Here is an 11,603-nt window from a genome sequence, read left to right on the forward strand (position 1 = left end):
AAGACCACCAGCATCGGCCTTTACGGGCAGGCCACTTACACCCCAGCCATCGGTGACGACATCATCCACCTGACCGGCGGGTTGCGCTACACCAACGACAAGAAGCGCGGCGTGCTGTTCACCGTGAACGGCGCGGCGCCGATCCTGCCCGTCAACGGCGTCAACGTGCAGGCGCCGGTGCCGCTGGTCTATTCGAAGTCGCGCGTCGACCCGCTCCTCAACCTGGCGATCGACGTTGCGAAGGACATCCACGTCTATGGCAAGTTCAGCACCGGCTACCGCTCGGGCGGCGCCAATTCGCGCTCGGTCAGTTACGCAGCGTTCAATCCCGAAACCGTGCAGATGTTCGAGATCGGCGCCAAGACCGAGTTCTTCGATCACCACGCGCGGCTGAACCTCGCGGCCTATACCGGCACTTACAAGAACATCCAGGTCGATTTCAGCGGCCTCTATCAGGACGTCATCAACGGTGTGGTGGTCAACACCACGCGCACCACCACAAACACCGTCAACGCGCCGGGCACCGGCCGCTTGAAGGGCGTGGAAGCCGAATTGACAGTGGCGCCGGTCGCCGGACTGACGCTCAGCGGCAGTTTCGCCTACAACAGCGTCAAGATCCCCGACACCCTCAACCCCTTCCCGCAGACCGGCGGCGTGTTCATCACCGTGCCGATCCCGATCTACCAGAGCTACACCCCCGAATATTCTGCCAACGGCGCGATCGATTACGAAACCCCGCTGATGGGCGCCAGGCTGCGCATGCACATCGATGGCAACTACGATTCGGGCTATTATGCCAACAACACCGACTCGAACTACGATCCCACCACCCGCGCGGTGCTGTTTGCGCAGCCCAAGGGCGACAAGGCGTTCGTGGTCAACGCGCGGATCGCCATCGCGGATATCGACATGAACCACGATGGCGCCCGGCTGACGGTGGCGTTCTGGGCGCGCAACCTGTTTGACGAGCAGCACCTGTTCTACAAGTCGGGCTCGGCCACCGCCGGCATCGCGGGTTTCTTCAACGATCCGCGTACGTTCGGCGGCGAATTGAGCATCAGGTTCTAAGGGACGCACGATGATCATACCGCAATTTCGATCACTCGCGGCCGCGTTGACCGTGACGCTGGCCATGACGGCAAGCGTCACGGCCAGCGCGCGTGTCGTCGACGCCAGCGTCGAACGCACCGCGCAAGGGCAACTGCTGGTGCGCTGGCAGAACACTGCGCCGGTGGACGTGATCGAGGCCGATGGGACCGATGTCGCCAAGGGCAAGGTGATCGCGCGCGCCAACGCCAGGGGCGCTTTGGAACTGCCCGCACCGGCGCACGCCCGGCCCTATTTCTTCCTCAAGGACACCCGCGACCAGACCGTGGTGACGGTGGCCGAACGCGTGCTGCCACTCGACCAAGGATCGAATTTCCGCGACCTTGGCGGATATCTCGCTGCCGATGGCAAGACCGTGCGCTGGGGCCTGCTGTTCCGTTCGGGCGCGACCCCGTTGCTTAGCGAGCCCGACCGGGCCGAGATTGCCGCCCTGGGCCTGCGGCAGATGATCGACTTGCGCTCGTCGGAAGAACGCCAGCTTGCGCCCAGCCGCATTACCAGTGTGCCCTACACCGCGGTCGGCTACAGCTTCGGTGCGATCATGCCCAAGGGCGCATTTACGCCCGAGACCGGTTATCCGGCGATGATCGACCTGCTCGAACCGCAATTGCACGTGCTGTTCGCGACGCTGCTGCGCAAGCAGGCGCCGGTTGTGACCAATTGTTCGGCCGGGCAGGATCGCACCGGGATCGCCAGCGCGATCCTGTTGTCGGCGCTTGGCGTGCCGCGCGAGGTGGTCATCAAGGATTACCTGCTGTCGACCCAGTACCGCCATCCCGAATACGAGATGCCCGCGATCGATCCTGCGCAGTTCCCAGGCAATCCCGCCGCCGCGATGTTCGCGCATTATCGCCCGGCCGACGGCAAGCCGGTGCCCCGGCCCACCCCGCTGCTGACCGGGGACGGCACCCCGTTCCTCACCTTCGCTCTGGCCGAGATCGCCCGCCGCTGGGGTTCAATGGACACCTATCTCGAAAAGCAGCTCGGTGTCGGCCCGGCCGAACGCGCGCAATTGCGCAAGGATTATCTCGAGTGATTGCGCCCCGATCGCGTCAATCAATGCGTCAATCCATGTGCTTGAGGCCCACGCGCAAGTAATCCCAGCCCGTGATCAGCGTCAGCACCGCTGCACCCCACAGCGCCGCGATGCCGACCTGGTGAATCCAGTTCTGCAACGGCGCCGCGCCCGACAGGATCAGCGCTCCCAGCGCCACCAGTTGCAGCGTGGTCTTCCACTTGGCCAGTTGCGAGACCGGCACAGATACCGCCACCCCGGCCAGGAATTCACGCAAGCCCGACACCGCTATTTCGCGCAGCAGGATCACCAGCCCGGCCACCACTTGAGGTCCGTGGATATCGTTGTTGTGCACCAGGATCAGGATGACCGAGGCGACCATGATCTTGTCGGCGATCGGATCGAGGAACACGCCCAGCCGCGAGACGGTGCCCTGCGCTCGTGCAACATAGCCGTCGAAGTAATCGGTCAGCCCCATCAGCACATAAAGCGCAAAGGCGATCGCATAGCCGGCCGGCCAATGCGGAAACCACAGCAGGGCAACAAGCAGCGGGACCGCGACGATCCGCGACAGCGTCAGGATGTTTGGAAGGGTCAGCATCGCGTCATGTCCTAGAACATCGCTTCCCGAAGTGGGAACCGGTTTTTGCCGATCGGCGCTGCGATACTCAAAAAGGCGCGGACTGTGGCTGTGCGAATCCTTTGTCATGGCCCTTGTTCGTGCGGCCCATGTCGCTAGGGTCGCGCTCGAAAAGGCCGGGGTCCGGCTTGGCAACAGTGCTACGTCGAGGGATGTTGACAGGGTTCGAATGACGACTTCCACGCACCTCATCCATTCGAGGCGCTTCCTGCCGCTGTTCGTGACCCAGCTGCTGAACGCGTTCAACGACAACCTGTTCAAGAACGCCGTCGTGCTGTTCGTGGTCTACAGCCTCTACAATTCCGAAGCCGAGGAAGCGAAGTTCACCGCCATCGCCTCGGCGCTGTTCATCCTGCCGTTCTTCATCCTGTCCGCGCTCTCGGGCCAGTTGGCCGACATGCGCGACAAGGCGAAGATCATCCGCATCATCAAGGCCTGCGAGATTGCCATCATGGCGATCGGCGCACTGGGCCTGGTGATGGCTTGGAAAGGCATCGCGGTGACCGAATTCGCGATCCCGCTGATGCTGGCAGGCGTGTTCCTGATGGGCGTGCATTCCACCTTCTTCGGCCCGATCAAATACGCGATCCTGCCGCAGCACCTCCATCCGGACGAAGTGCTGGCCGGCACTGGACTGGTCGAGGCCGGCACTTATATCGCGGTGTTGGGCGGCACGATCCTGGCAGGCTGGATTCCGGTGCAATGGGCGGCAGTCGGCGTGATCGCGACCGCGGTGGTCGGCTATCTGACGTCGCGAGCTGTCCCCCCCGCTCCGCCGGCGGAGAAGGGGGAACCGCTCGATTATCACTTGCTGCGGGCCTCGTTCCAGCTCGTCAACAAGACCGCGCACGAAAGCCGCATCTTCCTGGCAATCATGGCGATCAGCTTCTTCTGGACGATCGGCGCGGTGCTGTTCATCCAGTTTCCGCCGCTCGCCAAGAACGTGCTGGGCGCCAGCAAGGAAGTGGCCAGCCTGTTCCTGGTGATCTTCTCGGTGGGGATCGCGATCGGCTCGGTCTCGGTCAACGCGCTGCTCAAGGGCCGCGTATCGGCGCGTTATTCCCCCGCGTCGGTCATTGCGATGGGCCTGTTCATCGTGGCGCTGTACCTGGTCTGCAAAGCCTGGGCCACCAGCCCCGAGGGCGGGCTGATGAGCGTGCCGATGTTCATCGGGCAACCGCTGGCGCCCTATCTGCTAGGGTCGCTGCTCGGCATAGCGGTGGCCGGCGGAATGTTCGTCGTGCCGCTCTACGCGTTCCTGACCACCATTTCGGACAAAAGCGAAACCGCGCGGACGATCGCCGCCAACAACATCGTCAATTCGGGCGCGATGGTAGTCGGTTCGGGCCTCGCGGTGGCCTTGAGCGCGATCCACGTGGCGATCGTCGACCAGTTGCTGCTGAGCGCGGGCATGTGCATCGTTTCGGCGTGGCTCGGCTGGATGCTCTACAAAGCCGAATGCAAAGCGGTCGCCGAAGGGCGGCACTAAGCCGAAGTCAGGCGAGCCACAGGCTGAACGCGACGAACCCGGACACGAACGCCAACAGGAAATCCTTGCCGTCAGCCCGCGTCAACGCCCGCGGATCGACGTTGGGTGATCGCAGCGCCGACTTTGCTTCCGCCCGTTCCTGCGCGGCAATCACTTCGGGTTCGAAGCTGGGCATGGCCCGCAGCACATGCGCGGGGAGCGAGCGCCGGAACGGATGCCGAGCGGCTTCGCTGGTGAGGACGAGTGGTCTGTTCATCATGCGATCTTAACGCTTGATTCACCACTTGGCACCCGCCCGATCGCCCCGATCTGCCATCCGTTCCGCAGTGGGACATTAACCTTGAGGCAGCTTCCGCTTCGACATCGCCAGGATAAATTCCCACTCCGTCGGCCGCACTTCGGACACCGACAGCCGCGACTGGCGCAGCAGGTCCATTTCGGCCAGTTCGGGAGTGGCCTTGATCTCCTTGAGCGTGATCGCGCGTTTGAGCGGCTTCACCGGCTTGACCTTGACCGCCGCCCACTTGCCCGTCGGGTCATTGGGATCGGTCAGCCCCGGCTTGCTGATCGTCATGATTCCCACGATTTCGAGCCCGATGTTCGAATGGTAGAAAAACGCGCAGTCCCCCTTGGCCATCGTCCGCAAATTGCGCGCGGCCAGATGGTTACGCACCCCGTCCCATGTCCCCTCGCCCTCGGCGTTCAGGTCGTCCCAGCTATAGGCGTCAGGTTCGGATTTCATCAGCCAATAGCGTCGCTCAGTCGTTTCGGTCATGGATTTTTCGTCATGTCAGGCCACCAGAAAGTTTGTATGAGGCGGCGCATAAACGCAATTTCTGCCGAGGGCCACAATGACTCTGTCCACCCTTCCCGTCCTGTCGCTGACCGACGATCCCGCCACGCTGGCGCGCGAACTGGGCGAAAGCTTCCGCACCTTCGGCTTCGCGATGGTGCGCGATCACGGCATCGATCCCGCGCTGATCGACGAAGCCTGGCGCCTGACCGCCGAATTCTTTGCGCTGCCCGAGGATGAAAAGCGTGCCTACGCGCTGTCAGGTCAGTCGGGCGCACGCGGCTACACTCCGTTCGGCACCGAAATCGCCAAGGGCGCCAAGCTTCACGACCTCAAGGAATTCTGGCACGTCGGCCGCGACCTGCCCGACGATCACCCGTTGCGCGAATCGATGCCGCCAAACGTGTGGCCCACCCGCCCCGATCACTTCCGCGAGACCTTCGAAGCGCTTTACGCCGCGCTCGACCACACCGGCGCGCGCCTCCTGTCGCGCATCGCGGTTGCCCTGGGCCTTGACGCCCAGTGGTTCGACCCCGCCATCGCCGACGGCAACTCGGTGCTGCGCTTGCTGCATTACCCCCCCGTCCCCGACGCCGAAAGCTGCGCCATCCGCGCCGGCGCGCACGAGGACATCAACCTCATCACGCTGCTGCTCGGCGCCGAGGAAGCCGGCCTCGAACTTCTGGCCAAGGATGGCACCTGGCTCGACGTCAACCCGCCCGCCGGCGCGCTGGTGGTCAACATCGGCGACATGCTCCAACGCCTGACCAACCACGTCCTCCCCTCGACCACCCACCGTGTCCGCAACCCGGCCGGCGCGCGTGCGCTGCACAGCCGCTATTCGATGCCGTTCTTCCTGCACTTGCGCAGCGATTTCCCGTTTCACACGCTGCCGGGGTGCGTGACGGCGGAGAACCCGGATCGGTATTCCCCAAAAGACGGGCAAGCGCCGATCACCGCCGATGATTACCTGCAGGAACGGCTGCGCGAGATCGGGTTGAAGAAGTAGGAGCCTCCCGCGCGCAATGGCCCCAGGCATTTGCCTTGCAAATGCGACCCACCAAAGGTTCGCGCCTTGCATCACGGGGGCTTGGGATATTGACGCGAGACGGGGTGTGAAACTGTGTGACGTTCGGGGGACTGGAGGCGCCTTCGGCGTAGGCTTTTGCTTCTGAAGTTTGCGCTTCAAGTCGTTGCCGAACCTCCCTTTTACCGATGCCAATCACAGCATCGACGCGCTGGTCAGCCCGCTCCAGACCCCACCGATCCCACCCCGAAAGTGTGACCTTCCACTCCGGAGCAAATTCGCGGGTCCGAGAAACCGGAACGGACGCGAATGCCAGGGGGAGGCTGCGGATCATCGCGCAGGTTAAGACACATCATCGCCATGTAGGAAAGCAGAGTCCCGCCCAGCGCACGTTCACCGGCAGAGTTGAACGCGAGCTTCAAAACAAACCCTGGACCCGTCCATCGGCGTCCACCCGGATCGTCTCCGCAGCGGGCACGCGCGGCAGGCCGGGCATCGTCCGGATCTCGCCGCAAATGGCGACCACGAAGCCTGCGCCTGCGGCCAGCCGGACGTCGCGCACCGACACGATGTGCCCGGTCGGCGCGCCGAGCGCGGCCGGGTCGGTCGAAAAGCTGTATTGAGTCTTGGCGATGCACACCGGGAGATGCCCGTAGCCCGCCTCCTCCCACCGCGCGAGTTGCGCATGCACTTCGGGCGAGGCCACCGCCGCCTCGGCGCGGTAGATGCGGGTCGCGACGGTGTTGATCTTTTCGAACAACGGCATAGCATCGTCATAGAGTGGGGCGAATTGCGACGCGGCGTCGGCGATTTCGACCACGCGCCGCGCAAGTTCCTCCGCACCGGCGCCGCCATCGGCCCAATGCGTGCAGATCGTGGCCTGCGATCCGTGCGCTTCGGCGACCGCCACGATCGCCGCCAGTTCCTCGTCGTCATCGGTGTGAAAGCGGTTTATCGCGACCACCGCGGGCGCGCCGAACTGGCGGACATTCTCGATATGCCGGACCAGGTTGACCGCCCCGCGCCGGACCGCCTCGACATCGGGGTGGGCAAGATCGCTCTTGGCCACGCCGCCGTTCATCTTGAGTGCCCGGACCGTCGCCACGATGACCACCGCATCGGGCCGCAGGCCCGACTGGCGGCACTTGATGTCGAAGAATTTCTCCGCGCCCAGGTCCGCGCCGAAGCCGGCCTCGGTCACGACATAATCGGCCAGCTTGAGCCCGGTCCGCGTCGCTATGACCGAATTGCAGCCGTGCGCGATGTTGGCGAACGGGCCGCCATGCACGAGCGCGGGATTGCCTTCGAGCGTCTGGACAAGATTGGGCTTGATCGCCTGCGCCAGCAGCACGGCCATGGCGCCGTCTGCCTTGAGATCGCGCGCCGTTACCGCCCGCTTGTCGCGCGTGTAGCCCACCACGATCCGGCTGAGTCGCGCCTCGAGATCGGCGAGCCCGTCGGCGAGACACAGGATCGCCATCACTTCGGAAGCGACGGTGATTTCAAACCCCGATTGCCGGGGAAAACCGTTAACGGCGCCGCCAAGCGATTGCACGATGTCGCGCAATGCCCGATCGTTCATGTCCAGCACGCGCCGCCACGTGACCCGGCGTACGTCGATCTCGAGCGCGTTGCCCCAGTAGATGTGATTGTCGATCATTGCCGCGAGCAGGTTGTGCGCGCTGGTGATCGCGTGAAAATCGCCGGTGAAATGGAGGTTGATGTCTTCCATCGGCACGACTTGCGCATAGCCGCCCCCGGCAGCCCCGCCCTTGGTGCCGAAGCACGGGCCCAGCGACGGTTCGCGCAAGCACAGCATCGTGCGCTTGCCGATCCGGTTCAGCGCGTCTGCCAGGCCGACCGAGGTGGTCGTCTTGCCCTCGCCTGCCGGCGTGGGATTGATCGCGGTTACAAGGATCAGCTTGCCGGCGGCCTCGCCCGGATCGAGGCGGCCCCTATCCAGCAGGTGCGTATCGATCTTGGCCTTGTGATGACCATAGGGTTCGATTGCAGCGGCAGGGATTCCTGCACGCTCGGCAATCTCGAAAATGGGGCGGATCGCGGCAGCGCGCGAGATCTCGATGTCGGACAGCATGGGGTCCTCTACCATTTGGCGAGGACAGGGCAATGTCCACCGGGACATGGGCGAGCCCCGTCAGACGACATCCCGCGACAATGCAGATACCCTCAAGCCCGCGTCAGCCATGCCGCCGAATGATCGATGCAAGCGCGCGCAAGGAATTTCGCTTGCCCGCCAAACGAACCTTCACCCCTTCAACGCCCGGAAACCCCCAATTCGTCACCGGAATCACGGTGCCGGTGAGCGGGCGCGCACCGATCAAGCAGACCCGGCGGCGGTGGCGTTGGCGTTGTTTTCGGCATTGGCAACCAGCGCGAAGTTGTTCGACAGCGCATTGCCCAGCGATTGCATCGACACGATCAGCGCAATGCCGATGAACACCGCGATCAATGCGTATTCGATCGCCGTGGCCCCTTCAATGTCCTGCGCCAGCCTGCTCAGAAACCTCATCCCGAATCCCCCGTCGGAGCCGCGCGATTTGCGCTGTCCCGAACCGATTCGTAGCAAACTGGGTTAAAGAATTCACAACGGCGCGGTCTTATGAAGGCTGGTTAACGCGATAACCCTTCAACAAGGTTTGCGTACGGCTGCCGGACCGCCGGGACATGTCGTGGTGCAAAAAATGCGATGGTGGAGCCTAGCGGGATCGAACCGCTGACCTCCTGCATGCCATGCAGGCGCTCTCCCAGCTGAGCTAAGGCCCCTGAACCCATCGCGCGCGCCCGTTGGGAAGGGCGCGGCCCGCTGGAAAAGCCCACTCGATCGAGTGGGTTGCCGCTGCGGGAAGCGGCCCTTTAGTCGAACGCCTGCACAACTGGCAAGCGCGATTTTCGCCCCGATCGGACTTGCGCATCGCACAAGGTCCGATCGGGGCTACGAGCGATCAGACTTCCACGGCGTCGTCGTCGTGTCCGGCCACGCCCAGATCATCGTCGCCGCCCAGGTCGACATCGTTGTCGGGCGAATCGCCGTCTTCGTCGATGTCCAGATCTTCCTCGGCCAGATCGACGTCGGCCACAGCCTCGGGCTTCTTGACTTCTTCATACGGAATCGGCTGCTTCGACTTGAGCACCGGATCGGGCGTCCAGGCATAACGGCATTCGACGCAAGTGGCCGGATCGTCCTTGCCCAGATCGTAGAAACGGGTGCCGCACTTCGGGCAGCTCTGCTTGGCGCCCCATTCTGGCTTGACCATGAAATGTCCTCAAAAATTGTGTGCTTCGCCTGTGCAGCGACAGCTCGAAGCGAAGATAGGGTCTGACGAGGCGGCTGCAAGGGCGGACAGTCTGCTCACCCCGGCCTGCCCACTCCGGCGCGCGGCGCGCCTTGCCATACGCAAGTCGCGCTGTCAAAAGCCCGCTCCGCCTGCATCCGTTGCCCAGCTTCGAAAGCCCTGCCCCCGTGTCCCATCCGTCCAGTCCGGCGATCCCGCGCCAGTTCATCGCGACCGGGCCCCTGACCGGCCGAATTCGCGTGCCCGGCGACAAGTCGATCAGCCATCGCTCGCTGATGCTGTCGGCGCTGGCGGTGGGCGAAAGCCGCGTGACCGGGCTGCTGGAGGGCGAAGACGTGCTGGCGACGGCCGCCGCCATGCGCGCGATGGGCGCCCAGATCGAACGGCAGGCGGATGGCGAATGGCGCATCCACGGCGTCGGCGTCGGCGGGCTGATGCAGCCGCGCACCGCGCTCGATATGGGCAATTCGGGCACCTCGACGCGGCTGCTGATGGGCCTGCTCGCCAGCCACGCGCTCACCGCGACGTTCATCGGCGATGCCAGCTTGTCGCGCCGCCCGATGGGCCGGGTGATCGAGCCGCTGTCGCGGATGGGGGCCGATTTCACTGGCGCGCCCGGTGGGACCTTGCCTTTGACCATGCGCGGGATAGCCCCCGCGGTGCCGATCGAATACCGGCTGCCGGTCGCCTCGGCACAAGTGAAAAGCGCGGTGCTGCTGGCGGGGCTCAATACGCCGGGGGTGACCACGGTGATCGAGCCGGTGCCGACGCGCGATCATTCCGAACGGATGCTGCGCGGCTTCGGGGCGGAATTGACGGTCGAGATCGACGAAGCTGGCGCGCGGGTGATCCGGCTGACCGGCGAGGCCGAATTGCGCCCGCAGACCATTGTCGTGCCGGGTGATCCCTCCTCGGCGGCGTTCTTCGTGGTTGCGGCGCTGCTGGTTCCCGGATCGGACCTCGTGATCGAAAATGTCGGGTTGAACCCCACCCGCGCCGGACTGTTCGACGTGCTGCGGCAGATGGGCGGTGCAATCGAGGAAGTGAACCGCCGTGACGTGGGCGGCGAACCCGTGGCCGATCTGCGGGTGCGCCATTCCGCGCTGACTGGCATCGAGGTCGATCCGGCCATCGCGCCGAGCATGATCGACGAGTTTCCGGTACTGTTCGTCGCGGCTGCGCTGGCGAAGGGCCGCACCGTCACGCGCGGTCTCGACGAATTGCGCGTCAAGGAGAGCGACCGCATCGCCGCGATGCACGCCGCATTGACGCTCGTGGGCGCGCGGGTGACCGAAGCCGAGGATGGCCTGATCATCGACGGCAGCGACGGTGAACCGCTCTCGGGCGGGAACAATGCGGCCGTCTCCACGCACCTCGATCACCGCATCGCAATGAGCATGGCGATGGCCGGGCTCGCAAGCCGTCACGGCGTCACGGTCGATGATACGCGCCCGATCGCCACCAGCTTCCCGACCTTCGAAGCCCTGCTCGCCGGAGCGATGGGGACATGAGCGGCTTTGCGGCAGACGTGATCGGCTTGATCGGCAGCGCGCTGTTCCTGGCGGCCTTCGCTTATGCCAACTTTTCGCCTTCGTTCGACAAGCTGTGGTTCAACGCGGTCAACCTCGTCGGATCGGTGCTGCTGCTGGCGTCGCTGTCGGTCCACTTCAACCTGGCCGCGACCGTACTCGAAACCTGCTGGGGACTGATCGCCGCCGCCGGCCTGGTCGCCGCGATCCGCAATCGCGGGAAGCCGGCATGAGCGATCTGGTCATCGCGGTCGACGGCCCCACCGCTTCGGGCAAGGGCACGATCGCCCGCGCGCTTGCCGCGCATTTCGGCTTGCCGCATCTCGATACCGGGCTGCTGTACCGTGCAGTCGGCGTGCAGACCGTGCGCAACGGCGGAAACCCCGATCGCGAAGCCGATGCGCTGGCCGCGTGCGGCTTCCCCGAAGCCCTGCTCGCCGACCCCGCGCTGCGCACCGAGGAAAACGGCGGTTACGCCAGCCGCGCCTCGATCCACCCGGCGGTGCGCGCGGCCCTGCTCGAACGGCAGCGGGCCTTCGCCGGCCAGTCCGGCGGCGCGGTGCTCGACGGGCGCGACATCGGCACGGTGATCGCGCCCGATGCGCCGGCCAAGCTTTACGTCACCGCCAGCGTGCCCGCGCGCGCGCTGCGGCGGTGGAAGGAAATGAACGCGCGCGGGATAGATGCCA

At 64.7% G+C, this 11,603-nt stretch carries 12 protein-coding genes, 1 tRNA gene and 1 pseudogene; 7 read left to right on the top strand and 7 right to left on the bottom strand.

What is annotated here, in order from left to right; all coding sequences use genetic code 11:
* Together Q0R16_RS13650 and Q0R16_RS13655 are read left to right on the top strand one after the other, a co-directional pair.
* A pseudogene (locus Q0R16_RS13650) lies at nt 1-1,068 on the top strand (TonB-dependent receptor); the annotation flags it as partial.
* A 10-nt stretch (nt 1,069-1,078) separates the two neighbouring features.
* Nucleotides 1,079-2,143 (top strand): tyrosine-protein phosphatase, encoded by a 1,065-nt coding sequence (locus tag Q0R16_RS13655; RefSeq protein ID WP_295637041.1) that lies wholly within the window; start codon nt 1,079-1,081, stop codon nt 2,141-2,143.
* A 28-nt stretch (nt 2,144-2,171) separates the two neighbouring features.
* On the opposite strand, the gene pgsA is transcribed toward Q0R16_RS13655, so the two are convergent.
* Entirely contained in the window at nt 2,172-2,723 is a 552-nt protein-coding gene (gene pgsA / locus Q0R16_RS13660; protein ID WP_295637045.1) for a CDP-diacylglycerol--glycerol-3-phosphate 3-phosphatidyltransferase, read from the bottom strand.
* 208 nt (nt 2,724-2,931) lie between these two features.
* Between pgsA and Q0R16_RS13665 the strand changes: the two genes are divergently transcribed.
* A complete protein-coding gene (locus Q0R16_RS13665) occupies nt 2,932-4,251 on the top strand; it encodes an MFS transporter (protein WP_295637048.1) in 1,320 nt (439 codons plus the stop codon).
* A gap of 7 nt (nt 4,252-4,258) precedes the next feature.
* On the opposite strand, the gene Q0R16_RS13670 is transcribed toward Q0R16_RS13665, so the two are convergent.
* Both Q0R16_RS13670 and Q0R16_RS13675 read right to left on the bottom strand, forming a co-directional pair.
* Nucleotides 4,259-4,507, bottom strand: coding sequence for a hypothetical protein (locus tag Q0R16_RS13670; RefSeq protein ID WP_295637052.1), 249 nt, complete (start codon nt 4,505-4,507; stop codon nt 4,259-4,261).
* Between the two features lie 78 nt (nt 4,508-4,585).
* A complete protein-coding gene (locus Q0R16_RS13675; RefSeq protein ID WP_295637055.1) occupies nt 4,586-5,026 on the bottom strand; it encodes an EVE domain-containing protein in 441 nt (146 codons plus the stop codon).
* Nucleotides 5,027-5,102: 76 nt separating this feature from the next.
* On the opposite strand from Q0R16_RS13675, the gene Q0R16_RS13680 reads away from it, so the two are divergent.
* On the top strand, nt 5,103-6,053 hold the full coding sequence (locus Q0R16_RS13680; protein WP_295637058.1) for a 2-oxoglutarate and iron-dependent oxygenase domain-containing protein: 951 nt from the start codon (nt 5,103-5,105) through the stop codon (nt 6,051-6,053).
* Nucleotides 6,054-6,489: 436 nt separating this feature from the next.
* Here the strand turns inward: Q0R16_RS13680 and Q0R16_RS13685 are convergent, their stop codons facing one another.
* The 4 genes from Q0R16_RS13685 to Q0R16_RS13700 form a co-directional block, all read right to left on the bottom strand.
* Nucleotides 6,490-8,166: a formate--tetrahydrofolate ligase gene (locus tag Q0R16_RS13685; protein ID WP_295637073.1), complete on the bottom strand. Its 1,677-nt coding sequence runs from the start codon at nt 8,164-8,166 to the stop codon at nt 6,490-6,492.
* 243 nt (nt 8,167-8,409) lie between these two features.
* Nucleotides 8,410-8,601 carry a Flp family type IVb pilin gene (locus Q0R16_RS13690; RefSeq protein WP_295637060.1) on the bottom strand — a complete coding sequence of 64 codons (192 nt, stop codon included), beginning with the start codon at nt 8,599-8,601 and terminating at the stop codon, nt 8,410-8,412.
* Between the two features lie 178 nt (nt 8,602-8,779).
* A tRNA-Ala gene (locus Q0R16_RS13695) sits at nt 8,780-8,855 on the bottom strand.
* Between the two features lie 179 nt (nt 8,856-9,034).
* On the bottom strand, nt 9,035-9,346 hold the full coding sequence (locus Q0R16_RS13700) for an FYDLN acid domain-containing protein (RefSeq protein ID WP_295637063.1): 312 nt from the start codon (nt 9,344-9,346) through the stop codon (nt 9,035-9,037).
* 206 nt (nt 9,347-9,552) lie between these two features.
* Here Q0R16_RS13700 and aroA point away from each other — a divergent pair, with 206 nt between their 5' ends.
* From aroA to Q0R16_RS13715, 3 genes are all read left to right on the top strand, one after another.
* Nucleotides 9,553-10,896: a 3-phosphoshikimate 1-carboxyvinyltransferase gene (aroA, locus tag Q0R16_RS13705; protein ID WP_295637067.1), complete on the top strand. Its 1,344-nt coding sequence runs from the start codon at nt 9,553-9,555 to the stop codon at nt 10,894-10,896.
* Entirely contained in the window at nt 10,893-11,147 is a 255-nt protein-coding gene (locus tag Q0R16_RS13710; RefSeq protein ID WP_295637070.1) for a hypothetical protein, read from the top strand. The genes aroA and Q0R16_RS13710 overlap by 4 nt, the downstream gene beginning before the upstream one ends.
* Nucleotides 11,148-11,152: 5 nt before the next feature.
* Nucleotides 11,153-11,603: (d)CMP kinase (locus tag Q0R16_RS13715; RefSeq protein ID WP_295637076.1), on the top strand; the 451-nt coding region annotated here is incomplete at its 3' end.

This window comes from Novosphingobium sp., from assembly GCF_025351285.1.
Lineage (GTDB): Bacteria > Pseudomonadota > Alphaproteobacteria > Sphingomonadales > Sphingomonadaceae > Novosphingobium.

Excerpts from the sequence above, each read along its gene's own strand:
- Q0R16_RS13655 (WP_295637041.1), top strand. The coding sequence starts at position 1,079 with ATGATCATACCGCAATTTCGATCACTCGCGGCCGCGTTGACCGTGACG.
- pgsA (WP_295637045.1), bottom strand. The coding sequence starts at position 2,723 with ATGCTGACCCTTCCAAACATCCTGACGCTGTCGCGGATCGTCGCGGTC.
- Q0R16_RS13665 (WP_295637048.1), top strand. The coding sequence starts at position 2,932 with ATGACGACTTCCACGCACCTCATCCATTCGAGGCGCTTCCTGCCGCTG.
- Q0R16_RS13670 (WP_295637052.1), bottom strand. The coding sequence starts at position 4,507 with ATGAACAGACCACTCGTCCTCACCAGCGAAGCCGCTCGGCATCCGTTC.
- Q0R16_RS13675 (WP_295637055.1), bottom strand. The coding sequence starts at position 5,026 with ATGACCGAAACGACTGAGCGACGCTATTGGCTGATGAAATCCGAACCT.
- Q0R16_RS13680 (WP_295637058.1), top strand. The coding sequence starts at position 5,103 with ATGACTCTGTCCACCCTTCCCGTCCTGTCGCTGACCGACGATCCCGCC.
- Q0R16_RS13685 (WP_295637073.1), bottom strand. The coding sequence starts at position 8,166 with ATGCTGTCCGACATCGAGATCTCGCGCGCTGCCGCGATCCGCCCCATT.
- Q0R16_RS13690 (WP_295637060.1), bottom strand. The coding sequence starts at position 8,601 with ATGAGGTTTCTGAGCAGGCTGGCGCAGGACATTGAAGGGGCCACGGCG.
- Q0R16_RS13700 (WP_295637063.1), bottom strand. The coding sequence starts at position 9,346 with ATGGTCAAGCCAGAATGGGGCGCCAAGCAGAGCTGCCCGAAGTGCGGC.
- Q0R16_RS13710 (WP_295637070.1), top strand. The coding sequence starts at position 10,893 with ATGAGCGGCTTTGCGGCAGACGTGATCGGCTTGATCGGCAGCGCGCTG.